The sequence below is a fragment of the Mesorhizobium sp. J8 genome (genome assembly GCF_016591715.1).
Classification (GTDB): Bacteria; Pseudomonadota; Alphaproteobacteria; order Rhizobiales; family Rhizobiaceae; genus Mesorhizobium.
Genome location: NZ_AP024109.1, coordinates 4,054,620 through 4,078,047, shown reverse-complemented (window position 1 = coordinate 4,078,047; position 23,428 = coordinate 4,054,620). Strand labels below are relative to the sequence as shown.

General features: G+C 64.2%; 18 protein-coding genes. 15 read left to right on the top strand and 3 right to left on the bottom strand.

The genetic code is table 11. The annotated features are described in order from the left end of the window. Positions 1 to 164: 164 nt before the first annotated feature. The 6 genes from MJ8_RS19615 to MJ8_RS19590 all read left to right on the top strand — a co-directional run bounded on the left by MJ8_RS19615 (position 165) and on the right by MJ8_RS19590 (position 10,123). The gene (locus tag MJ8_RS19615; protein WP_201410431.1) at positions 165 to 1,544 is read left to right on the top strand and encodes a TolC family outer membrane protein; all 1,380 of its coding nucleotides are present in this window, start codon (positions 165 to 167) and stop codon (positions 1,542 to 1,544) included. A 280-nt stretch (positions 1,545 to 1,824) separates the two neighbouring features. Next, entirely contained in the window at positions 1,825 to 2,670 is an 846-nt protein-coding gene (locus MJ8_RS19610) for a PopZ family protein (RefSeq protein WP_201410430.1), read from the top strand. A 205-nt stretch (positions 2,671 to 2,875) separates the two neighbouring features. After that, positions 2,876 to 5,659, top strand: a complete 2,784-nt coding sequence (locus MJ8_RS19605; protein ID WP_201410429.1) for a valine--tRNA ligase — start codon at positions 2,876 to 2,878, stop codon at positions 5,657 to 5,659. 360 nt (positions 5,660 to 6,019) lie between these two features. After that, positions 6,020 to 7,294: an OmpP1/FadL family transporter gene (locus tag MJ8_RS19600; RefSeq protein ID WP_201410428.1), complete on the top strand. Its 1,275-nt coding sequence runs from the start codon at positions 6,020 to 6,022 to the stop codon at positions 7,292 to 7,294. Positions 7,295 to 7,584: 290 nt separating this feature from the next. Then, on the top strand, positions 7,585 to 9,309 hold the full coding sequence (gene ilvD, locus MJ8_RS19595; protein ID WP_201415497.1) for a dihydroxy-acid dehydratase: 1,725 nt from the start codon (positions 7,585 to 7,587) through the stop codon (positions 9,307 to 9,309). Further along, positions 9,296 to 10,123 carry a tetratricopeptide repeat protein gene (locus MJ8_RS19590; RefSeq protein ID WP_041004130.1) on the top strand — a complete coding sequence of 276 codons (828 nt, stop codon included), beginning with the start codon at positions 9,296 to 9,298 and terminating at the stop codon, positions 10,121 to 10,123. Before ilvD ends, MJ8_RS19590 begins: the two co-directional genes overlap by 14 nt. 48 nt (positions 10,124 to 10,171) lie before the next feature. On the opposite strand, the gene MJ8_RS19585 is transcribed toward MJ8_RS19590, so the two are convergent. From MJ8_RS19585 to erpA, 3 genes are all read right to left on the bottom strand, one after another. Then, a complete protein-coding gene (locus MJ8_RS19585) occupies positions 10,172 to 10,465 on the bottom strand; it encodes a hypothetical protein (RefSeq protein WP_201410427.1) in 294 nt (97 codons plus the stop codon). A gap of 63 nt (positions 10,466 to 10,528) precedes the next feature. Beyond that, positions 10,529 to 11,323, bottom strand: a complete 795-nt coding sequence (gene xth, locus MJ8_RS19580; protein ID WP_201410426.1) for an exodeoxyribonuclease III — start codon at positions 11,321 to 11,323, stop codon at positions 10,529 to 10,531. 154 nt (positions 11,324 to 11,477) lie between these two features. Then, positions 11,478 to 11,825, bottom strand: coding sequence for an iron-sulfur cluster insertion protein ErpA (erpA, locus tag MJ8_RS19575; protein WP_041004139.1), 348 nt, complete (start codon positions 11,823 to 11,825; stop codon positions 11,478 to 11,480). Between the two features lie 70 nt (positions 11,826 to 11,895). Here erpA and MJ8_RS19570 point away from each other — a divergent pair, with 70 nt between their 5' ends. The 9 genes from MJ8_RS19570 (at position 11,896) to tatC (ending at position 23,310) form a co-directional block, all read left to right on the top strand. Next, a complete protein-coding gene (locus tag MJ8_RS19570; protein ID WP_201410425.1) occupies positions 11,896 to 13,125 on the top strand; it encodes a deoxyguanosinetriphosphate triphosphohydrolase in 1,230 nt (409 codons plus the stop codon). A gap of 61 nt (positions 13,126 to 13,186) precedes the next feature. Then, positions 13,187 to 14,944, top strand: coding sequence for an arginine--tRNA ligase (gene argS, locus MJ8_RS19565; protein WP_201410424.1), 1,758 nt, complete (start codon positions 13,187 to 13,189; stop codon positions 14,942 to 14,944). A gap of 103 nt (positions 14,945 to 15,047) precedes the next feature. Then, on the top strand, positions 15,048 to 18,476 hold the full coding sequence (locus MJ8_RS19560; RefSeq protein WP_201410423.1) for an SPOR domain-containing protein: 3,429 nt from the start codon (positions 15,048 to 15,050) through the stop codon (positions 18,474 to 18,476). Between the two features lie 132 nt (positions 18,477 to 18,608). Then, positions 18,609 to 19,628 (top strand): beta-N-acetylhexosaminidase, encoded by a 1,020-nt coding sequence (gene nagZ / locus MJ8_RS19555; protein ID WP_201410422.1) that lies wholly within the window; start codon positions 18,609 to 18,611, stop codon positions 19,626 to 19,628. Between the two features lie 63 nt (positions 19,629 to 19,691). Continuing rightward, positions 19,692 to 20,492, top strand: a complete 801-nt coding sequence (locus MJ8_RS19550) for a segregation and condensation protein A (RefSeq protein ID WP_052457727.1) — start codon at positions 19,692 to 19,694, stop codon at positions 20,490 to 20,492. Next, on the top strand, positions 20,489 to 21,244 hold the full coding sequence (gene scpB / locus MJ8_RS19545) for an SMC-Scp complex subunit ScpB (protein WP_201410421.1): 756 nt from the start codon (positions 20,489 to 20,491) through the stop codon (positions 21,242 to 21,244). Before MJ8_RS19550 ends, scpB begins: the two co-directional genes overlap by 4 nt. 181 nt (positions 21,245 to 21,425) lie before the next feature. Continuing rightward, positions 21,426 to 21,644: a twin-arginine translocase TatA/TatE family subunit gene (locus tag MJ8_RS19540; RefSeq protein ID WP_040981649.1), complete on the top strand. Its 219-nt coding sequence runs from the start codon at positions 21,426 to 21,428 to the stop codon at positions 21,642 to 21,644. Positions 21,645 to 21,727: 83 nt separating this feature from the next. After that, on the top strand, positions 21,728 to 22,450 hold the full coding sequence (tatB, locus tag MJ8_RS19535; RefSeq protein ID WP_201410420.1) for a Sec-independent protein translocase protein TatB: 723 nt from the start codon (positions 21,728 to 21,730) through the stop codon (positions 22,448 to 22,450). Then, a complete protein-coding gene (gene tatC, locus MJ8_RS19530; protein ID WP_201410419.1) occupies positions 22,447 to 23,310 on the top strand; it encodes a twin-arginine translocase subunit TatC in 864 nt (287 codons plus the stop codon). Before tatB ends, tatC begins: the two co-directional genes overlap by 4 nt. The last annotated feature ends 118 nt before the right edge of the window (positions 23,311 to 23,428 follow it).

Below are 23,428 nucleotides of genomic sequence, written 5' to 3'. Positions count from 1 at the left end.
AAGGCGCTGTCATGATCGCTTGCGCCTAACAATCGTTGCTGATCGTTAACCGAACGTTTCGGGAGGCTGTCAGCGGGGGAACGATAGACAACGCGGCGCTAGCCGATCCGTAAGGGTAGGCTGACGCGGCGTGGTTCCCATGCAAAACGAATGAGGGAAATAACGTGCCGCCTCTACGCAAGAGTGTTTTAATAGCTATCCTTGTTTCGGCCACGGCGCTTTCGCCGCTCGCCGCCTCCGCCGAGACCATTACCGGCGCCCTCGCCAAAGCCTATCAATACAATTCGCAGCTCAACGCCGCTCGCGCCGGCGTGCGCGTCACCGACGAGGGCGTTGCCATCGCCAAGTCGGGCTGGCGCCCGACCGTCACGGGTTCGGGCAGCATCGACTACACCAGCACCCACGGGCAAGGCATCACCCGGAACATAACGACTGGCAGTTTCGGCGTGCAGATCAACCAGACGCTGTTCGATGGGTTTCAGACCAAGAACAACGTCGCCGCCGCCGAATCGCAGGTGAAGGCTTCGGTCGAAAGCCTGCGCAACACCGAAGAAAACATCCTGTTCAACGCGGCAAGCGCCTACATGGACGTGATTCGCGATCGGCAGATCGCGGTGCTGACCGAACAGAACCTGCAGTTCCTGACCGAGCAGGCGCGCGCCGCCCGCTCGCGCTTCGAGGTCGGCGAGGGCACCCGCACCGACGTCGCCCAGGCCGACGCCTCGCGCGCCACGGCCGTGGCGCAGCTCAGCGCCGCTCGCGCGACGGCGCTGGCGAGCGCGGCAACCTACCACCAGATCGTCGGCGACGAGCCGGGCAAGCTCAAGGCGGCCTCGCCGCTGGGCAAGCTGTTGCCGAGCAACCTCGATTCGGCCCTGGCCGTCGCTTCCGCCGAGCATCCGGCCATCCTTGCCACCCAGCATCTCGTCGATGCGGCGGCGTTCTCGGTGAAATCCTCGGAAGGCGCGCTGCTGCCGCAGGTGACTGCCTCCGCGGGCGTTTCCGACAATTACAGCCACTCCGTTCCCGATCTCACCGGAACCAACGGCACCTCGACATCGGCCAATATCGGTGCCACGCTCACCATTCCGATCTATTCGGGCGGACGGACCTCGGCACTGGTGCGGCAAAACAAGGAATCGCTCAGCGAGGCACGCATCCAGGTCGACGTCAGCCGCGATCAGGTGCGCCAGGCGGTGGTCTCGGCCTGGACGCAATATGTCGCCGCGCGCGAAAGCGTGGACGCCAACAGGCAGGTCATCGACGCCGCGCAGCTGGCGCTCAACGGCGTCATCGAGGAGCGCAATGTCGGCCAGCGCACGACGCTGGACGTGTTGAACGCCCAGAACGCCGTCATTACCGCCAAGATCAACCAGGCAAGCTCCGAGCGCGACGTGGTCGTGGCGAGCTACGCCATCCTGTCGGCGATGGGCCGGCTGTCGGTCGATCGCCTTGGCTTGCCGGTCACCAAATACAGGCCGGAAGAGCATTACAACGCCGTCAAGGACAAGTGGTACGGATTGCGCACGCCTGACGGGCGCTGATTCCGACAGCATGCTTCCTGCAAACGCCGCGTGTCCGATGGATGCGCGGCGTTTGTCTTTCCGGGAGGCTCGTTGGGCTGCGCGTCGCCTAATCTGTTGAAATCCAACGAGCCCCCAGATTGGGGATTCTCGGATGACGATGGGTCGGTTACGCTGTCGCCATTGATTCGAATTCCATACCGGGCAGGAACGGAATTCTTGAACGGGTCAAGTTCTTGAACAGGTCTGGTTCTCGGACCGGTCTGGTTCTTGGCAGGTCACTGGGGCGGCGGATGTGACGATGGCGACGGCAAGCAGCGCGCAGCGCGAACCTTCCATGGAAGAGATATTGGCTTCCATCCGGAGGATCATCGAAGACAGCGACACCGGGCGCAAGCAGCCGGCCGAGGCCGGCGAACTGCGCCAGGACCTGGAGCCGGCCGCCGTTGCCGTGCCCCCCGCGGCCGCGCCGAATGTCGAGGTTGACGCCTTTCGCTCCGAATTGCACGCCGACGCCCGCAAGCCGGTGACGCTGGCGGAGGTCCAAGCCCAGCTTGCCGCGACCGATCCCTCGCCGGCGCGTGCTGAGACTCGCCACGAGCCGGTCAGGACGGCGCCCGCGCCGACGACGTTGTCGGAGATCGGGGCCCGCAGCACTGCTCAGCCGAGCGCATCGCCGGCTTCCAGCAAGCCCACCGCGGCAAACGCGCCGCAGACGGCGGAGACCATTGTCACCGATTGGCGACGGGAAATCGCGGCGGCGGGTGGCAGCACGATCATCGCGAAGCCGACCGCCCGAGCGCCGGAAGCCGCGCCACGGGGCGAGGTCGAGAAGGTCGAGGTCGAAAAGGAAGAGGTTTGGCCGGCGGCGGAAGCTTCCGCGCAAGCCGGCGGTTCCCGGGGATCTGAACCGGAGGCGCCGCCGGCCCGGCCCGCGATCGTTTCCGAGCATACGGGCCGGCAGGTCGCCGCGGCCTTCGGCGAGCTTTCCGACGCCTTTGCCAGCCGCGGCAAGAAGAGTTTTGACGAGATGGCCGAGGAGATGCTGCGGCCGATGCTGCAGGATTGGCTCGACAACAATCTGCCGACACTGGTCGAAAGGCTGGTGCGCGAGGAGATCGAGCGCGTTGCGCGCGGGGCGCAGTAGGCCGCCGGAACACGCAGGCTTAAAGCGTCGCCCTTGGGGCGGCGCTTTTTTGTTTGAGGCAGCCGGCGTGCACGCGCGCTTTCCCGGCATTGCCGCTGGCCGCGGCAGGCCTATCTGTGAGAGCGATCGCAGCTCTCGCGGTTGACTCGGCCAAGACCTTCCGATTTACACCGGGCGCTTGTTCCCGACAGTTCGGACTTCCTCCATGCTTGAAAAAACATACGACGCCAAGGCCGTCGAGCCGAAGATCGCCAAAATCTGGGAAGAGGCCGACGCCTTCCGAGCCGGCGCCGGCGCGGAGGAAGGGGCGGAAGCCTTCACCATCGTCATTCCGCCGCCAAACGTTACCGGCTCGCTGCATATGGGCCATGCGCTCAACAACACGCTGCAGGACATTCTCGTGCGCTTCGAGCGCATGCGCGGCAAGAACGTGCTCTGGCAGCCCGGCATGGATCACGCCGGCATCGCCACGCAGATGGTGGTCGAGCGCCAGCTCATGGAAAAGCAGATCCATCGCCGCGATCTGACGCGTGAAGAGTTCATCGAGAAGGTCTGGGAGTGGAAGGCCGAGTCCGGCGGCGCGATCTTCAACCAGCTGAAGCGTCTTGGCGCCTCGGCCGACTGGTCGCGCGAACGCTTCACCATGGATGAAGGCCTGTCCAAGGCGGTGCTGGAGGTCTTCGTCACGCTCTACAAGGAAGGCCTCATCTACAAGGACAAGCGCCTTGTGAACTGGGACCCGAAGCTGCTCACAGCTATTTCCGATCTCGAGGTCGAGCAGCACGAGGTCAACGGCAATCTCTGGCATTTTCGATATCCGATCGAAGGGGAAGCGTTCGATCCCGGGAACCCGAAGACCTTCATCACCGTCGCCACGACGCGCCCCGAGACGATGCTCGGCGACACGGCGGTGGCCGTGCATCCCGATGACGAACGGTTTCGCGATCTGGTCGGCAAGAATGTCATCCTGCCGATCGTCGGCCGGCTCATCCCCATCGTCGCGGACGAATATTCCGATCCGGAGAAGGGCTCCGGCGCGGTCAAGATCACGCCGGCGCACGACTTCAACGACTTCGATGTCGGCAAGCGCCACAAACTGCCGGCGATCAACATCCTGACGGTCGATGCGGCCATCAAGCTGAAGGACAATGAGGACTTCCTCGCTGGCCTCGAGGTGACACCGCAGCGCCAGGCCGTGTGGGACGAGCTCGACGGGCTCGACCGTTTCGCCGCGCGCAAGAAGATCGTCGAACTGATGGAAGCAGGCGGGTTCCTCGACAAGGTCGAGCCGCATCGCCACACCGTGCCGCATGGTGACCGCGGCGGCGTGCCGATCGAGCCATTCCTGACCGACCAGTGGTATGTCAACGCCGCCGAGCTCGCCAAGCCGGCGATCGCCTCGGTGCGCGAGGGCCGTACCAACTTCGTGCCGAAGAACTGGGAAAAGACCTATTTCGACTGGATGGAGAACATCCAGCCCTGGTGTATCTCGCGCCAGCTCTGGTGGGGCCACCAGATCCCGGCCTGGTACGGGCCGGACGGGCATGTCTTCGTCGAGAAGACCGAGGAAGAGGCGCTTGCGGCGGCGGTCGAATATTACCTTGCGCTGGAAGGCCCATGGAAGGCTTGGGTCGAGGACAAGCTCGAAAACTTCCAGCCGGGCGAGATCCTGACCCGCGACGAGGACGTGCTCGACACCTGGTTCTCGTCCGCGCTGTGGCCGTTCTCGACGCTCGGTTGGCCTGACCAGACGCCGGAGCTCAAGACCTATTACCAGACCGACGTGCTGGTGACCGGCTTCGACATCATCTTCTTCTGGGTCGCCCGCATGATGATGATGGGCCTGCACTTCATGGACGAGGAGCCGTTCCACACCGTCTATGTGCATGCGCTGGTGCGCGACAAGAACGGCGCCAAGATGTCGAAGTCGAAAGGCAACGTCATCGATCCGCTCGACCTGATCGACGAATACGGCGCCGACGCGCTGCGCTTCACGCTGACCGTGATGGCGGCCCAAGGGCGCGACGTGAAGCTCGATCCAGCACGCATCGCCGGCTACCGCAATTTTGGCACCAAGCTGTGGAACGCGACGCGCTTCGCCGAGATGAACGAAGTCGCGCGCGACGACGATTTCTGGCTCAACGACGCCAAACTGCCGGTCAACCGCTGGATCCTGACGGAGCTGACGCGGGCGGCGCGCGCGGTCACCGAAGGCATCACCAGCTACCGGTTCAACGAGGCGGCGGGCGCTGCCTACCGCTTCGTCTGGAACCTGTTCTGCGACTGGTACCTGGAACTGCTGAAGCCGGTGTTCATGGGCACGGACGAAGCCGCCAAGGCCGAGAGCAGGGCCTGCGTCGCCTTCGTGCTGGACGAGATCTACAAGCTGCTTCATCCGATGATGCCGTTCATAACCGAGGAGCTGTGGGCGCAGACCGCTGGCGAGGGCAAGCAGCGCTCCTCGCTGCTTTGCCACGCCGCCTGGCCGTCGCCCGATTTCGAGGACGAGGAGGCCGCGGCCGACATCAACTGGCTGGTCGATCTCGTCTCGGGCATCAGGTCGGTGCGTTCGGAAATGAACGTGCCGCCGGCGGCGATCGCGCCGCTGATGGTGATCGGCGCCAACAAGCTGACGCAGGAGCGGCTGGAGCGCCACGCCCAGGCGATCAAGCGGCTGGCGCGCGTCGGCGATATCGCGCTCGCCGACGCGCTGCCGAAAGGCTCGGCCCAGATCGTTCTCAACGAGGCGACGGTGAGCCTGCCGCTCGGCAGCCTGATCGACCTCCAGGCCGAGGCCGCGCGGCTTCAGAAGGAACTGGCTAAGGTGACCGAGGAGATCGCGCGCCTGCACAAGAAGCTCTCGAACGAGAAGTTCGTCGCCAACGCGCCGGAAGAGGTGGTCGAGGCCGAGCGCGAGAAACTCACCGAATACCGCGAGGCGCAGGAGAAGCTTTCGGTGGCTTTGACCAGGGTCCGCGACGCCGGTTGACAGCCAAGATTCGGCATCGCTCCGGAGGAGCTTTCCGGTACGTTAGCTGCCTCGAAAATGGGCGTGCCGCTGCGTTAATTTTGACGTAAACGGAAAGTTTGCGCCCCATTGTTGCCATAATGTAACAATGGGGCCGGATAGCCCCAAAATCGGCTGTTTTTGCCCTGTTTTGGGCGGTTTTTGCGGATTTTTTCGACCACCGGCGCCGGTTGGCGTGATTTAAGCGCCAATTGAAGCGCGGATGACCATGGCAAAAATACGAGCTGTCAAGATGTACATGTACAGCCCTTGAAATCGTTGTTGCGTCGTTAACCCGAATTGGTTCTAGCTTGAGCCACTTGTATTTGGGGAGGGATTTCCATGAACATCTTGCGGCTCAAAGCACTGCTGGGGGCAGGGTGCTTTTCGCTGGCGATGATTGGCTCCGTAGTCACCCCGGCGCATGCCGGCGGCCTGGAGCGCGGTTGGTACGACATCGATCTGCTTTTCGATCCGGCACAAATCACAGGCGAAGTCACCGGCACCTATGTGATGCCGCAACGAGACATCAAAAACGCAAAAGACACCGACCCTAGTGACGGTACGCTGACTGGTCCCACGTTCTCCAGTTCGGCCCGCGACACCGAAAACTATTGGGTGCCTAATGCTGGAATCAAGATTGGCATGGGACCAATCGACTGCCTTGGCGATTATTCGCAGCCTATTGGGGCGCACAGTGCTCCTGGCGCTAATTGGGCTGGTGCCCAGAGCAATGTCGAGACGAAAGTGGAGAGTGAAGCTTTTGGCGCAACCTGCTCCTACAAGATGGACGCAGGCAAAGGTCAGATTCGCTTTATCGGCGGTGTTTTTCACGAGGATGTATCGGGCTTCAAGGAGCAACTGGTCGCTCCGCTCCCCCCCTTCATTCCGTTGACAGGTATCGGTCGCCTTGATCTCGAGGGGGACGGATGGGGTTGGCGTGCGGGTGTCGCTTACGAAATTCCCGACATCGCGCTGCGTGCGAGCCTGGTCTACAATTCTGCAGTCAAACTCGACAATCTTACCGGAACGTTGGATCTAACGCAGCTTCCGGCGGGTGGCAACCCGTTGCTCGGCCGCGTAACGGATGTTTACGGTTCGTCCGAGGTGCCTCAATCAGTCGAATTGAAGCTTCAGTCTGGTATTGCACCGGGATGGTTGGCGTTCGGATCGATCAAGTGGGTGGACTGGAGTGTGCTCCAGAGCATTCCCTTCTGCCCTACCGCAACCAAGGGCCTAATTGCTTGCACCACCACAAGCCCCGTGCGCGCCACCTCGCTTGATCTCCTGTACCGTGACGGCTGGACCGTTGCTGCGGGCATTGCCCATAAGTTCAACGATCAATGGAGTGGGGCCGCCGGGATCACTTGGGATCGCGGTACGACCACCGGTCTCAGCGCGCAGACCGACACCTGGACGCTTAGTGCTGGTGTGGCTTACACCCCGACCCAGAACATCGAGGTTCGTCTCGGTGGTGCGCTGGGCGTGCTTACCAGCGGATCGATACATCCTGCCGTAAGCAAGGACGATGGTCTGACCTATGACAATGGCTACACCGCCGATTTTGGCAACGACCTTGTCACGGCAATTTCGACATCGTTGAAGGTTAAGTGGTAACCTGCTGAAATTGAACGTGAAAGGCCGGGCACCGCCCGGCCTTTTTTGTTGCCAAGCTGATGCTTTGGCTTCGCCTCTCCGCCCGCTGTTGCAGATTCGTCGCGTAACCGGTGCCTCATGCGATTGTGACGTTTCGGCAACACTTTCTGAACAACCCCTGCTGTAGAAGTCAGACAGAGGGAACTGCCCATTTCCCGCCATAAACCCGGAGCACCCGAGTCATGTCTCGGGATGCGTGCCAGGTTGGCCCGGCGATGGGACCGGCCGCGGGGTGTGCGGCAAGGACGATGATGGACGCCAAGGCAATCTCCAAGGCCAAGCTGCCCAGCCGCTACGTGACCGAAGGTCCGGCGCGGGCGCCGCATCGTTCCTATCTCTACGCCATGGGCCTGTCGGCGGCCGAGATCGCGCAGCCTCTGGTCGGCGTCGCCAGCTGTTGGAACGAGGCGGCGCCCTGCAACATCTCGCTGATGCGCCAGGCGCAGGTGGTGAAGAAGGGCGTGGCGGCCGCCAACGGCACGCCGCGCGAGTTCTGCACCATCACCGTCACCGACGGCATCGCCATGGGCCATCAGGGCATGAAGTCGTCGCTGGTGTCGCGCGAGGTGATCGCCGATTCGGTCGAGCTCACCATGCGCGGCCATTGCTACGATGCCCTGGTCGGCCTTGCCGGCTGCGACAAGTCGCTGCCCGGCATGATGATGGCGATGGTGCGCCTCAACGTGCCGTCGATCTTTATCTATGGCGGCTCGATCCTGCCCGGCAGCTATCGCGGCCGGCAAATCACCGTGCAGGACGTTTTCGAGGCGGTCGGCCAGCATTCGGTCGGCACGATCAGCGATGCCGAGCTGCTCGAGATCGAGCAGGCGGCCTGTCCTTCCGCCGGTTCCTGCGGCGCCCAGTTCACCGCCAACACCATGGCCACCGTCGCCGAGGCGATCGGCCTGGCGCTGCCCTATTCCTGCGGTGCGCCGGCGCCCTACGAAATGCGTGACCGCTTCAATTTCGCCTCGGGCGAAAAGGTCATGGAGCTGATCGCCAAAAACATCCGGCCGCGCGACATCGTCACGCGCAAGGCGCTGGAGAACGCGGCGACCGTGGTGTCGGCCACCGGCGGCTCGACCAACGCGGCGCTGCATCTGCCGGCGATCGCGCATGAGGCCGGTATCAAGTTCGACCTGTTCGACGTGGCGGCGATCTTCGAGAAGACGCCTTATATCGCCGACCTCAAGCCCGGCGGCAAATATGTCGCCAAGGACATGTTCGAGGCCGGCGGCATTCCGCTCCTGATGAAGACGCTGCTCGACCACGGCTATCTGCATGGCGACTGCATGACGGTCACCGGCCGCACTTTGGCCGAAAATATGGAGCACGTTTCCTGGAATGAGAGCCAGGATGTTGTGCGTCCCGCCAATCGGCCAATCACCAAGACAGGCGGCGTTGTGGGCTTGAAGGGCAACCTTGCTCCGGAAGGCGCGATCGTGAAGGTCGCGGGCATGTCGGAACTGAAATTCTCAGGACCGGCGCGCTGCTTCGATTCGGAAGAGGAGTGCTTCGAAGCGGTCACGCAGCGCAACTACCGGGAAGGCGAGGTTCTCGTCATCCGCTACGAGGGGCCGCGCGGCGGTCCAGGCATGCGCGAGATGCTGTCGACGACGGCGGCGCTCTACGGCCAGGGCATGGGCGGCAAGGTGGCGCTGATCACCGACGGGCGCTTCTCCGGCGCCACGCGCGGCTTCTGCATCGGCCATGTCGGGCCGGAAGCGGCGGTCGGCGGGCCGATCGGGCTGATCAAGGATGGCGACGTGATCTCGATCGACGCGGTGAAGGGCACGATCGAAGTAGCCCTGTCGGATGCCGAACTGGCGGCCCGGGCAAAGAATTGGAAGGCGCGCAAGACCGACTATCAGTCCGGCGCGATCTGGAAATATGCGCAGACGGTAGGGCCGGCCCGCGATGGCGCGGTGACCCATCCGGGTGCGGCGGAAGAAACGCACTGCTATGCGGACATCTGAGGTGTTGAGGTCGTCTGTCTTTTCGGCACTGGTCGCGCTTGCGACCTTGGGCGCCGTCGGGCAGGCCATGGCCTTCGACGACAAGGTGTTCGACGACAAGACCGGCGTGAAGCCGCAGTCGAGCCCTTGGGCGGTGTTCCAGTTCGGCTTCTCCGCCTACAAGAGCGGCCACAAGGACCAGGCGGTCGAGGCCTATAAATACGCCGCCGAAAACGGCCAGATCGGCGCCACCTGGAAGCTTGCGCGCATGTATGCCGAGGGCGACGGCGTGACGCGCGATGATTACGCCGCCTTCAAGTTCTTCTCGGAAATCGTCGATCAGGATGTCGAGCCCGGCTCGCCGGAAGAAAGCTATGTGTCGGACGCGCTGGTGGCGCTCGGCGACTATCTGCGCAAGGGCATTCCCGGCACTCCGGTCGAGGAGAACGACGTCGCGGCGCAGGAATATTACATGCGCGCCGCCGCCAACTACCGCAATCCGAACGCGCAGTTCGAGATCGGCCGTATGTTCCTCAAGGGCGAGGGCGGCGTGAAAGCCAGCGTCAAGCAGGCAGGCCGCTGGCTGCAATTGGCGGCCGAGAAGGGTCATGCCGGCGCGCAGGCGACGCTCGGCAATCTCCTGTTTCAGAGCGGTAAGATCGTACGCGGCCTGGCGATGATGACGGCCGCGCTCGAGCGGGCTCCGGCGGCCGACCAGCCCTGGATCCGCAGCATGCAGGAAGAGGCTTTCGCCGCGGCCGGCGAGGCCGATCGTCGAACCGCGATTTCGCTCGCCGACGATATCCTGACCAAGGGCAACAACGGCGACCAGTAAGCGCGCCACAGGGTAACCTCCCCACTTGAGGGAGAGACCGGCGGCGCCTCAGTTCTCGGTCGGCTCCGTCGGCGTTGGGCCGGGCGCCGGGGTCGAGATCGATGTCGGGTGCGGTTTTGGCGCGTCGCCCGGACATTCATCCTTGATCTTCGTCCAGGGCGTGTTGTTGAGAACCATCTCGCAACGGGCGAGGTGACTTTCGCCATCCAGCGTCAGGCACGCCGTCTGGCCGACATTGAAGGACTTGCCGTTGGCCAAGCAGGTCGGCGCCGCCAGGGACAGCGTCGGCGCGGCAAGCGCCAAAGCAAGGCCGACCGGTCTGAAAAGAAATCGGATCGCCATTCAACCCCCACAGCAATCCGTATCAAAAACCGGATTTGTGGCGATATCTGGTCCAGAACCGTCTCAGGCCGGCTGCAGGCTGAGCTCGATCGCGACCGGCACGTGGTCCGAAGGCTTTTCCCAGGCGCGCACGTGCTTTTCCACCGAGGCCGACGCGAAGCGGTTGGCGGCTTCCGGCGAGAGCAGCAGGTGGTCGATGCGGATGCCGTTGTTCTTCTGCCAAGCGCCGGCCTGGTAGTCCCAGAAGGTGTAGACGCCGGCCGAGTCGGTCACCGAGCGCACCGCCTCGGTGAAGCCGAGATTCTTCAGCCGGCGGAAGGCCTGCCTCGTCTGCGGCTGGAACAGCGCGTCGCCCAGCCAGTTTTCGGGAAAGCGGGCGTCGACCGGTTCGGGAATGACGTTGTAGTCGCCGGCCAGCACCAGCGCCTCCTCGAGCCGCAGGCGCTCTTCCGCCCAGCGCTCCAGCCGCGCCATCCAGGCGAGCTTGTAGGAAAACTTCCGTTCATCGTCGACCGGATTGCCGTTGGGCAGATAGAGCGAGGCGACGCGCAGGGCGCCCTGGTTGGTGGAAAAGACGCCTTCGATAAAGCGGGCATGGTCGTCCGCATCGTCGCCCGGCAGGCCGCGATTGACCTCGTCGAAAGGAAGCTTCGACAGGATCGCGACGCCGTTGAAGCTCTTCTGGCCGTTGGTCTCGACATTATAGCCCAGCGCCTCGATCTCGGCGCGCGGGAACTGCTCGTCGACCGTCTTGATCTCCTGCAGGCAGACGATGTCCGGCGCGCTTTCGGTCAGCCAGTGGGTGAGGTTGCCGATGCGGGCGCGAACGCCGTTGATGTTCCAGGTGACGATCTTCATGCAGGCCTCGATGCTGTTCGGACGGAAGGCGTTCGACGAGGCGGATCGTATTGCCTGCGCGGACCTTTAGAAAGGCCGTCCCTTCGCATTCCTGCCAATAGCCGGGGACAGCCACCCGGTTTGCACCGGTCACGGGCTTGCGACGTTCGGTCGATCAGATGGAGAAGCTGGTGCCGCAGCCGCAGGAGGCGACCGCGTTCGGATTCCTGATCTGGAAGGACTGGCCCATCAAATCGTCGACGAAGTCGATCACCGAGCCACCCATATAGACCAGCGACAGGTCGTCGATCAGGATGGTCGCGCCGTCCTTCTCGATGGCGACATCGTCATCGTTGCGGTCGCCGACGAGGTCGAACTTGTAGGAAAAGCCGGAGCAGCCGCCGCCTTCGACGGAGACGCGCAGGGCAGTCTTGCCCGGCTCGCCGGCGACGATCCTGGCGATCCGCTTCGCCGCGGCATCGGTCATCTCGACCTTCATGGCAGTCTTGGCATCCGCGCCCATCGGCGTCACCTTGCTTTCGGTTTCACATGATAGGTATGAAGCGGGCAGGCCTGAGTCAACTGGTGGGTCAATGGACGAGCGGCAGGGCAAGGATGCTCTCGGCGAGATCGGGTTCGGCTATCGCCCGCGCGCGGCCTATGCGAGCGATCCTGCGCGCTCACGCGGCCGCCTGTTCCCGGAGGCCGAGAGCCCGACGCGCACGCCTTTCCAGCGCGATCGCGACCGCATCATCCACTCCACCGCATTTCGGCGGCTGAAGCACAAAACCCAGGTCTTTGTCGCGCATGAGGGCGACCATTATCGTACCCGGCTGACGCATTCGATCGAGGTGGCGCAGATTGCCCGCGCGCTTGCGCGGGCATTGCGCGGCGACGAGGACCTCGCCGAGGCCGTGGCTCTTGTGCACGATTTCGGCCACACGCCGTTCGGCCATACGGGCGAGGACGCGCTCAATGAGAAGATGGCCGCCTGGGGCGGTTTCGATCACAATGCGCAGTCGCTGCGTGTGGTCACACGGCTCGAGCGGCGCTATGCCGAATTCGACGGGCTGAACCTCACCTGGGAAACCCTGGAGGGGCTGGTCAAGCACAACGGTCCGCTGACCGACGCGAGCGGGAGGGGGCTTAAAGGCCCGGTGCCGCAGGCGATCCGCGACTATTCCGAGCTGCACGACCTCGAGCTCGACCGCTTCGCCGGCATCGAGGCGCAGTGCGCGGCGATCGCCGACGACATCGCCTACAACACCCACGATATAGACGACGGCCTGCGTGCCGGCCTGCTGACGCTGGAGATGCTGGGAGAGATCGGCTTGCCGGGCTCGATCCTGAAGGGCGTGCGCGCCAGATATCCTCAGCTCGACGATGTGCGCACCGGCCACGAGTTGATGCGCCGGCAGATCACACTGATGGTCGAGGATGTCATCGCGTCGACCGCCGCCAATATCGAACGTCTGAAACCGGACAGCGCCGATGCGGTGCGCGCGGCGGGCGAGACCCTGGTGACGTTTTCGGCAGGCATGACCGCGGCCGAGAAGGAATTGAAGGCTTTTCTCTACAAGCATCTTTACCGGCACCCGGAAGTGATGCGGGTGCGGGCTGAAGCCGAGCGCATCGTGCGGGAGTTGTTCGACGTCTATTTTGCCGATCCGCGCGCCATGCCGGATGGCTGGCGCGAAGGGCTCGACCGGGCCGAGGACCGCATCAAGGCGCGCAGCGTCGCCGACTTCCTGGCCGGCATGACCGACACCTATGCCTTGAAGGAACATCGGCGTCTGTTTGACCATACGCCCGATTTGGGCTAGGGCGAGCCTCGATTTTGCCGGCCGTTGGGCCGGTCGCCTCTTAAAGCCCAGAGCACTTCCAATGAATATCTTCGCCGATTTCAACGCGCGGATCGTAAAGGCCGTCGAAGCCCTTGACCTGAAGGACAAGGAAGGGGCCGCGCTCGACCTGTCGCGTATCGCGGTCGAGCCGCCGCGCGACGCCAGCCATGGCGACCTCGCCACCAATGCGGCGATGGTGTTGGCCAAGCCCACCGGCCAGAACCCGCGCGCGCTTGCCGAGAAACTCGCCGAAGCGCTGCGGGGCGACGCCGATATCGCCTCGGCTGAGATCGCTGGGCCCGGCTTCGTCAATCTCAGGCTCAAGGACGCGTTCTGGCATGCGCATCTGTCGGCGCTGCTCGGCGAAGGACGTAATTATGGCCGCTCGACCATCGGCGGCGGCCGCAAGGCCAATGTCGAATATGTCTCGGCCAACCCGACCGGCCCCATGCATGTCGGCCATTGCCGCGGCGCCGTGGTCGGCGACACGCTTGCCAATCTGATGGCCTTCGCCGGCTACGACGTGACCAAGGAATATGTCATCAACGACGCCGGCTCGCAGATCGACGTGCTCGGCCGCTCGGCGTTCCTGCGCTACCGCGAGGCGCTTGGCGAAGCCATCGGCGAGATCCCGCCCGGGCTTTATCCGGGCGACTATCTGGTCCCCGTCGGCAAGGCGCTGGCCGAGGAGTTCGGCCTCGGCCTGCTGGAGATGCCGGAAGACGAGGCGCTGGCGATCGTCAAGGACCGCACCGTCGACGCGATGATGGCGATGATCCGCGAGGATCTGGCGCTGCTCAACGTGCATCACGACGTGTTCTTCTCCGAGCGGACGCTGCATGCCGACAACGCCAGGAAGATCCGGGCGGCGATCGCCGACCTGACGCTGAAAGGGCATATCTACAAGGGCACGCTGCCGCCGCCGAAAGGCGAGAAGCCGGACGATTGGGAGGACCGCGAGCAGACTTTGTTCCGCTCGACCGCGGTCGGCGACGACATGGATAGGGCGCTGGTCAAGTCCGACGGCTCGTTCACCTATTTCGCCGCCGACGTCGCTTATCTCAAGGACAAGGTCGAGCGCGGCTTCGTCGATCTCATCTATGTGCTCGGCGCCGATCATGGCGGCTATGTGAAGCGGCTCGAGGCGCTGGCGCGGGCGGTGGCCGGCGATACGGTCAAGCTGACCGTGCTGCTTTGCCAGCTCGTAAAATTGTTCCGCGACGGCGAACCGGTCCGGATGTCGAAGCGGTCCGGCGATTTCATCACTCTGCGCGAGGTCGTGGAGGAGGTCGGCCGCGACCCGATCCGCTTCATGATGCTTTACCGCAAGAACGACGCGCCGCTCGATTTCGACTTCGCCAAGGTCACGGAGCAGTCGAAGGACAATCCGGTGTTCTACGTCCAGTACGCTTCGGCGCGCTGCCATTCGGTCTTCAGGCAGGCGAGCGAGCAGCTTGGCGAGGCAAATTTCGACCGCAACCGGCTCGCGGCCTCGGTGGCCGCGCTGACCGATGAAGGCGAAATCGCGCTGATCCGGAAGCTGGCTGAATACCCGCGGCTGATCGAGTCCGCGGCGCTTTCACTGGAGCCGCACCGGCTTGCATTCTACCTCTACGATCTCGCTTCCGGCTTCCATGCGCAGTGGAATCGCGGCCATGACAATCAGGACTTACGTTTTGTTAAGGTTAACGACCGAGAATCAACCTATGCCAGACTAGGGCTGGTGCAGGCTGTTTCGGATGTCTTGACCTCCGGCCTGACGCTGATCGGGGCAGACGCGCCCACTGAAATGCGTTAGGTTTGACTAAAAAACCTGTCACCTTTTGCCCACATTGCGCTGGTAAGGGCCAACCCTGCGCGACGTCCATGGCGTCCGACTGTGTGCGAGTTCGGGAACAATAATGGCAGACAGAACCCCGCTGAAAGTAGCCGACCACAACGACATCGCCGACGATGATCCGTTCGCGGAACTGACCCGGATCATGGGTTTCGACCCGCGCCAGCCGGTGAGGCAGGCGGCCCCGGCGGTCGAGAAGGCCATGCCGGCCAATCAGGCTCCTGCGGCTGACGATTTCGACATCGACCTCGAGAAGGAGTTGATGGGCGAGTTCGATTCCGTCGAGGAAAGCGCGCCGGTCACCCAGCAGGCCGCCCTGCACCAGATCAGCCATGTGCCGGCCTTCGAGGCTGCCAGCGTCCCCGCGAATGACGACGAGTTTATCGCCTCCTTCGAACAGGATTTCGTGTTCGACGACGCGGCGGATCATGCCGACTTCGCCGTGGCTCGCGCCCCGGAGCCGGATTTCGCGGCGGAACCCCACGTGGTGTCGGAGCCTGAAGTCGCGTCAGAGGCGCATTTCGCATCAGAGCCGCATTTTGCGCCTGAACCGCAAGAAGCTCCCGAGCCGGAAGCCGCTTTCGACGATGATTTCGACAAGGCGGTCGCCAGTGCGTTGGATGTCTCGCCGCTCGAAGACGAGCTTCCGATCGATCAGGAAATGGCGGCTTCGCTGGACCAGGATTTCCAGCTCGACCATCACGAGCCCGCCGACCTCGATTATCACCAGCCGGCCGACGCCCGGCAGGAAGCCGTCGAAGCCGTGCAGGCTGCGGGCGAGGAGGCGTTCGACGCCGATTTCGACAATGCGGTCCAGATGTCGCTCGAAGACGAGCTGTCGTTTGAGGGCCACGAGCCGGAGCAGCACGCGCCGGCCGTCGAGCCGGTCGAAGCTCATGCCGCCGCGTTGATTTCCGAGGATGATTTCTCCGGTCATTTCGACCAGTCGGTGAGCGATGCCGATAGCAATGCCGAGCAGGATCTGGGTCTTCAGGAGCCGGCGCTGTCGCTTGACGACGAACCCGCGCCAATGGTTGAGGCGGAAGTTGAGACGACCCGCTTTGCCGCCGAGCCGGAGTTCACCGCGCCCGAACCTGCCGCCGCGCTGACTCTCGAGGACGATTTCGAACTCAGCTTCCGCGATGCGCTGAACGAGGAGCCGCAAGCTCCGGCTGTCGAGCCCGTTGCCTCGGTGCAACCGGCTGCGGTTGAGCCGGCTCCCGCCATCGCTGCTCCGGAACCGCCGGTCGCCGCCGTCGAGCCGGCAAAGCCGGCCGCGAGCGAGCGCAGCCTGGAAGACGAGCTCAACGCGCTGCTCGGCGCCATGACCGCGCGGCCGATGCCGACGCTCAAGGAGCCTGCTCCCGCCCCACGCCTGGTTGCGGAACCTGAGGGCCACGCGAGCGGGAAGTCGGCAGCCGACGATCTCGACTGGGATCTCGACGAGCACCAACCGGCGCAGAACGGGCAGGGCGCTCAGCCGGTCGAGAGCGACCTGGACGACCTGCTGGCCAGCGAGCTCGATCGTCAGGATTTTGCGGCCCCGGCCGGGGCCGAGGCCGATGATTTCGATGACGATTTCGGTGCAGCCTTCGCCAAAAGCATCGAGGCCGAGCAGGCCGCCGCCGCTACGACGAGATCTCCGGCGGATTCTTCCGATTGGATGCATTCGATGCCCGCGGAACCAGCCAGGTCGTGGAGCCGTTCGACCCCGACCTCGGCTCCCCCGGTTCAGGCTTCGTTTGCCGCTCAGCCGGCGCCCTCGGCGCCGGTGCAGGCAGCGCCCTCGGCGCCTGTCCAGATGGCGGCGCCTGCCTACCGCAGCGAACCGGCACCGGACTATTCCGCCTACGCCAAGCCGACGTCACCGTCCCAGGCTCGCCGGCATGAGGACGTGCCGGATGTGGAGACCGTCGATGTTCCCGAGCGCGTGGTCGCTCTCGCGGACGACCTCGACATTCCGGAGCTCAGCTTCGAGGAAGACCAGCCCGCCGCGCCCGCTTACGACGATCTCGATGCGGAATTCGCCAGCCTGCTTACCGATATGAACGCGACGGAGATCGCGTCGGCGCCCGTGCCGAACCGCGGCTATGACGACGAATCCTACAATGCCGGTTTCAACGGCTATAACCGTCGCGACTTGCGCGCCGAGACTCAGGCGGCTCCGCCTGCCCAGGCTTCGTTCGCCGTCGCCAATGATTACGACGCGGACGACCTGCCCGGCAGCCGGCCGGTTTCGCAGCAGGACGACTTCGCCAGCGAAGAGCTCGACTACGACCCTGAGCTCGAGGAAGCGATGGCGATCCCCGGGCTTGCCGAGCGAGAGGCGGCACAGCCGCGCCGGCGTGGCATGATGGTGGCCGCGCTCGTCGGCGCCGTCGTGGTCCTTGGCGGCCTTGGCGCTCTGGCCTTCTCCTTCGGCGGCAAGGGCAGCAGCGAGGCCCCGGTGATCGTCAAGGCCGACAATTCGCCGATCAAGGTGAAGCCGGAAAATCCGGGCGGCACGGTGGTGCCGAACCAGGACAACAAGGTTTACGACGCGGTGACCAAGGGCGGCGGCGCGGCCAAGCCCGCCGAGCCGGTGCAGCAGAAGCTGGTGAACACCACCGAGCAGCCGGTGGACCTGGCCTCGAAGGAGCCGCCGCAGAGCCGCGTGGTCGATCTTTCGCCCAACGATAACGGCGCCGCGGCCGGCACTGATGCCGCCGACAATTCAAGCTCGGCGTTGCCCGGCGTCGAACAAGCCGCTGTGCCCGAAAGCGCGCAACCTGCCGCACCGGCAAGCGCACAGTCGGTCGCGCCGGCGCCGAAGTCGGAAGACCGCATCGCCCAGGTGTTGCAGCAGGATGCCGAAAACACCGCCAACAAGGACGTTGTGGCCGTCGCGCCGCGCAAGGTGAAGACCATGATGGTCAAGCCTGACGGCTCGCTGGTGCCGCGCGAGGATCCGGCCCCGGCCGCGCCGAAGGTCGCGGCGGCCGAGCCGAGCGATCCGGCGCCGCAGCATGTCGCGCCGGCCTCGGACGGCCAGCAGACGGGAACCGTGGCTTCCGATGCGGACCAGGCAGATGCGCCTGCCGTCAAGCCGGCAAAGCCCGCGAAGAAGGCTGAAGTCAAGGCGCAGTCGAGCAATACGCCGGCGACGGTGCCGGTGGCGCCGGCCCGCCCGTCCGACCAGCCGGTCGATATCGTCGGCGAGGTCAAGCCGGACCAGGTCGCTTCCATCGATCCGGCGGCAGCCGCCGGCGGCGGCTCGTGGTCGATGCAGATCGCTTCGCAGCCGACGGTCGAAAGCGCGCAGTCGACCTATCAGGACCTGCAGCGCCGTTATGGCAGCGTGCTCTCCGGGCGCACCGCCAACATCGTCAAGGCCGAGGTCGCGGGCAAGGGCACCTTCTACCGCGTTCGCGTCCCGGCCCAGTCGCGCAACGATGCGATCAACCTTTGCACCAGCTACAAGGCGGCCGGCGGCAACTGCTTCGTATCGCGCTGACCGACCCAGTCCTTCGAAGCCGGCGCCGCCGAAAGGCCGCGCCGGCTTTTCGTTGTGGACGGCCGCGGGCTTTGGCCGGTCGAAGGGCAGGGGTGATTCCCTTTGCCTGCTCAAAGCCTTAAGCTTCCGTTTATGAGCGAATCAAAATCCATGATCCTCGGCTGCGCCGGGAAAGTCTTGACCGAAGACGAAATCCGCTTCTATCGGGATGAACGTCCCTGGGGCTTCATCCTGTTTGCGCGCAACATCGGCGAAGCCGCGCAGATCCGCGACCTTGTCGCCTCGATGCGTGACTGCGTCGGCCGCCCCGACGCTCCGGTCTTCATCGACCAGGAAGGCGGCCGGGTGCAGCGCCTGCGGCCGCCGCTGGCGCCGAACTATCCGGCCGGCGGCGCGCTCGGCGCGCTGTGGCATGACGATCGTGAGGCCGGCCGCCGCGCCGCCTGGCTGATGGCGCGGCTGCATGCCTTCGATCTCTCGCGCCTCGGCATAACGGCCGACTGCCTGCCGGTGCTCGACGTTCCGGTCGAGGGTGCGAGCGACGTGATCGGGGCGCGCGCCTACGGCAAGGAGCCCAGCGCCGTGATCGAGCTCGGCCGCGCCTCAGCCGAGGGGTTGATGTCGGGCGGTGTGCTGCCGGTGATGAAGCATATTCCCGGCCATGGCCGGGCCTTTGCCGACACGCATTTCGCGCTGCCGACGGTCGACACGCCGCTCGATGAGCTCAGCCGGCACGATTTCGCCCCGTTCAAGGCGTTGAACGAGCTGCCGATGGCGATGACCGCGCATGTCGTCTACAGCGCCGTCGATCCCGACAATCCGGCGACCACGTCCGCGAAGGTCGTCAACCAGGTGATCCGCGGCGAGATCGGCTTCGACGGGCTGCTGATGAGCGACGACACCTCGATGAAGGCACTTTCTGGGGATTTCCCGACAAAGGCGGCCTCGATCCTTGCGGCGGGCTGCGATCTCGTCCTTCACTGCAACGGCGTTTTCGAGGAGATGTCGGGTATCGCGTCGCGCACGACGGCGCTGTCGGGCAAGTCCTTGCAACGCGCGGAGCGGGCGCTGACCTATATAAACGATCGCGACGTCGCAGACGAAATGGCGATACGCGCGGAATTTGCCACCTATTTCGAAGCGGTGGCCTGAACCGGAAGGGACGAAAGGCAAGTGGCGGAGACATTGGAAGGCAAGGCCGCGAAGGCCGCACCGATGGACCGTCTATGGGCCGAGAACGATGATTCACGTCTGACGGGCGATCCCTCGCTCGTCGTCGACGTGGCCGGTTTCGAAGGCCCGCTCGATCTTCTCCTGCATCTTGCCCGCAACCAGAAGGTCGATCTGGCGCGCATTTCGATCCTGGCGCTTGCCGAGCAGTATCTCGCCTTCATCGAGAAGGTGCGGGCGCTGAGACTGGAGCTTGCAGCCGATTATCTGGTGATGGCGGCGTGGCTCGCCTTCCTGAAGTCGAAGCTCCTGATCCCGAAACAGCCGGGCGAGGAGGGCGAAAGCGGCGAGGAACTGGCGGCGGTGCTGCAATTCCGGCTGAAGCGGCTGGAAGCCATGCGCGACGCCGCGGCGCGGCTGGTCAACCGCAATCGGCTCGGCCGAGACGTCTTTGCGCGCGGCATGCCGGAAATGGTCATCATCGAGAAGCGCAACAGCTTTTCGGCTTCGCTCTACGACCTGCTCACCGCCTACGCGCAGCAGCGCCAGCGGCAGGCGATCAACAATGTGACGATCGCCCGGCGCGCCGTGTGGTCGCTGAAGGATGCGCGCGAGGTGCTGGCCAGGCTGGTCGGCTCGGTTGGCGACTGGACCGCGCTCGACAGCTTCCTGATCGAATATCTGGCGGCGCCGGAAGAAAAGCGCACTGCGATCGCCAGTTCCTTCGCGGCGACGCTCGAAATGGTGCGCGAGGGCAAACTGGAAGTGCGGCAGGAACAGGTGTTCGCGCCGATCTATCTGCGCGGTCGCGCGCAAGGGGTAAGGGCAGTCGAGGTGGTATCATGAGCGAACGCGCCAACGCTTCGGTCATCCCGTTCAAGGTCGAGGACGAGCCGGAAGACGATATGGCCGAGCAGGGTTCCATCGAAAACCCCGCCGAGCGGCTGCAATTGTCGGAAGCCGTACGCATGGCCGAGGCGATCGTTTTCGCCAGCGCCGAGCCGGTCAGCGAAAAGCAGCTTGCCGCGCGCTTGCCCGAGGGCGTCAACATCGCCGCCGCCATGGCGGACCTGCAGGAAATCTATGCCAAACGCGGCGTCAACCTGGTGCGGGTCGGCGACGCCTGGGCCTTCCGCACCGCGGGCGACCTGGCTTTCCTGATGAGCCGGGATTCCGTCCAGCAGCGCAAGCTCTCGCGCGCGGCGCTCGAAGTGCTGGCGATCATCGCCTACCACCAGCCGGTCACGCGGGCCGAAATCGAAGACATCAGAGGCGTCGAAACGTCGAAAGGCACGCTCGACACGCTGCTTGAAACGGAATGGGTCAGGATGCGCGGCCGCCGCCGCACGCCCGGACGGCCGGTGACCTACGGCACGACCGATGCTTTCCTCGATCATTTCGCGCTGGAGGAAATCCGCGATCTGCCCGGCATGGAAGAGCTGAAGGGTGCCGGCCTGCTCTCGACGCGCATGCCGGCCAACTTCTCGATGCCGGTGCCGCCGGCCGACCCGGACGCGCTCGCCGAGGACGAGGACGCGCTGACCGATATCGATCTCGAGGAACTCGGGCTGCTGACGCCGCGCGTCACGGAAGAGTGACCGCGAAAACCGGCGCGGATGGTTTATTAGCAAGGCCTGCGCGGATTCGTAGCAAGGCGCTCACGCCGAAAGTGCGTGACATCCGCTAGCCATTTTATCAACTTCATTGCGGTTGTGTTTGAATCCCCGAGCGAAAACGCATAGATCATCGCCAGGGAAAACATTCGAAGAGAGAGTTGCAATGGGTTCGTTTTCGATTTGGCACTGGATGATCGTGCTGGTCATCGTGCTTCTGGTGTTCGGCCGCGGCAAGATCCCCGAGCTGATGGGCGACATGGCCAAGGGCATCAAGAGCTTCAAGAAGGGCATGGCCGACGACGACGTTGACGACAAGCGTACCGTCGAGCATCGCGCTGACGAGACTGTTTCGCCGGCCAAGGAAAAGGTCAGCAAGAGCTGATTTCGGTTGTTGCTTTGAGCATGCCGTTGCCCCGAAACCGCTTCGCATCTGCGGGCGGCATGCACATGTCGGAATAGATTGTCATGTTCGAAGTCGGTTGGAGCGAGCTGCTGGTGATCGCGGTCGTCATGATCGTGGTCGTCGGGCCTAAGGATTTGCCCAATATGCTTCGCACCTTCGGCCGCACCGCGGCGAAATTGCGCGCCATGGCCGGCGACTTCCAGAAGCAGTTCAACGAAGCGCTGAAGGAAGCCGAGCTCGACGACGTGAAGAGCTCGATCGACAGTCTTCGCAGCCTCAATCCGATGAACGAGGTGCGTAAGCAACTCAATCCGTTCGAGCAGGCCGCGGCCGATGTGCGGGCCGGCGTCGATACGATGATGAAGCCGAAGCCGGCCGCCGATCCGACGGCACCGGCGGCAGCGACGCCACAGCCCGCCGAACCGCTCAAGAACGGCGCGACGGACATGCCCAGCGTCGGCGGAGCCGAGGCTGCCGCGGCAGCCCCGATCTTTCCGGTCATGACCGATGCCTCCGTCACCGCACCGGTTTCGGAGACCACCGTTCCGGCCCAAGCGGTGAAAAAGGCGACTCCCGCCAAGGCAAGGACCACCGGCACAGTGGCCAAGGTGGCATCAAAGGGGTCCGCCGCAAAGGCTCCGGCCAAGACCGCGCCTGCTGTGGTTAAAGCTGCCGAGCCCGCCAGGAAGGCCGCGCCCAAGGCTGAGGCAAAGCCCGCCGTGGCGAAGAAACCGGCCGCCAAGAAGACGACTGACACCAAGAAGACGGCGGGAGCCGCCAAGTGAGCGTAACGGACAAGGAGCGGGAAGAAATCGAGAAATCGTCGGCGCCGCTGATCGAGCATCTCATCGAACTGCGCCGCCGCCTGATCTGGTCGCTGGGGGGCTTCTTCGTCGCCTTTCTCGTCTGCTTCTTCTTCGCCAAGCGGCTGTTCAACCTGCTGGTCATCCCCTTCAAATGGGCGACGCAGTGGGCGGGCCTCGACCCGCATAAGGTCGAGCTGATCTACACCGCGCCGCAGGAGTTCTTCTTCACCCAGGTGAAGCTCGCCATGTTCGGCGGCATGGTGATCGCCTTCCCGCTGATCGCCACGCAGATCTACAAATTCATCGCGCCCGGCCTCTACAAGAACGAGCGCAGCGCCTTCCTGCCGTTCCTTATCGCTTCGCCCATCCTGTTCCTGTTGGGCGCCTCGCTGGTCTATTTCTTCTTCACGCCGATGGTGATGTGGTTCTTCCTGGCCATGCAGCAGGTCGGCACCAACGACCAGGTGCAGATTTCGCTGCTGCCGAAGGTTTCGGAATATCTCAGCCTGATCATGACGCTGATTTTCTCCTTCGGCCTGGTTTTCCAGCTGCCGGTGGTGACCAGCCTTTTGACGCGCGTCGGGCTGTTGTCGTCACAGGCGCTGGCCGAGAAGCGCAAATGGGCGATCGTGCTGTCCTTCGTCGTTGCCGCGGTGCTGACACCGCCGGATCCGATGAGCCAATGCGGGCTCGCCATTCCGACCATCATCCTCTACGAGGTCGCCATCTGGTCCTCGCGCATGATCGAGCGCAGCCAGGCGCGCGACCGCCTGGCGCGCGAACAGGCGGAGGCGGGGAACTCGGTCGCCAGCAACACGCCGGACGCCTCGTCGACTTAACCGGGCCGTTCTGGTCGGAAATCGCGGCGGCGCGCTTAGCGCCGTCTTGCATCGATGGCGGATGCGGTTTACGCCGTCGATCCTTAAAGCGCGTCGCGCTGAAACGGATTCAAGCGAC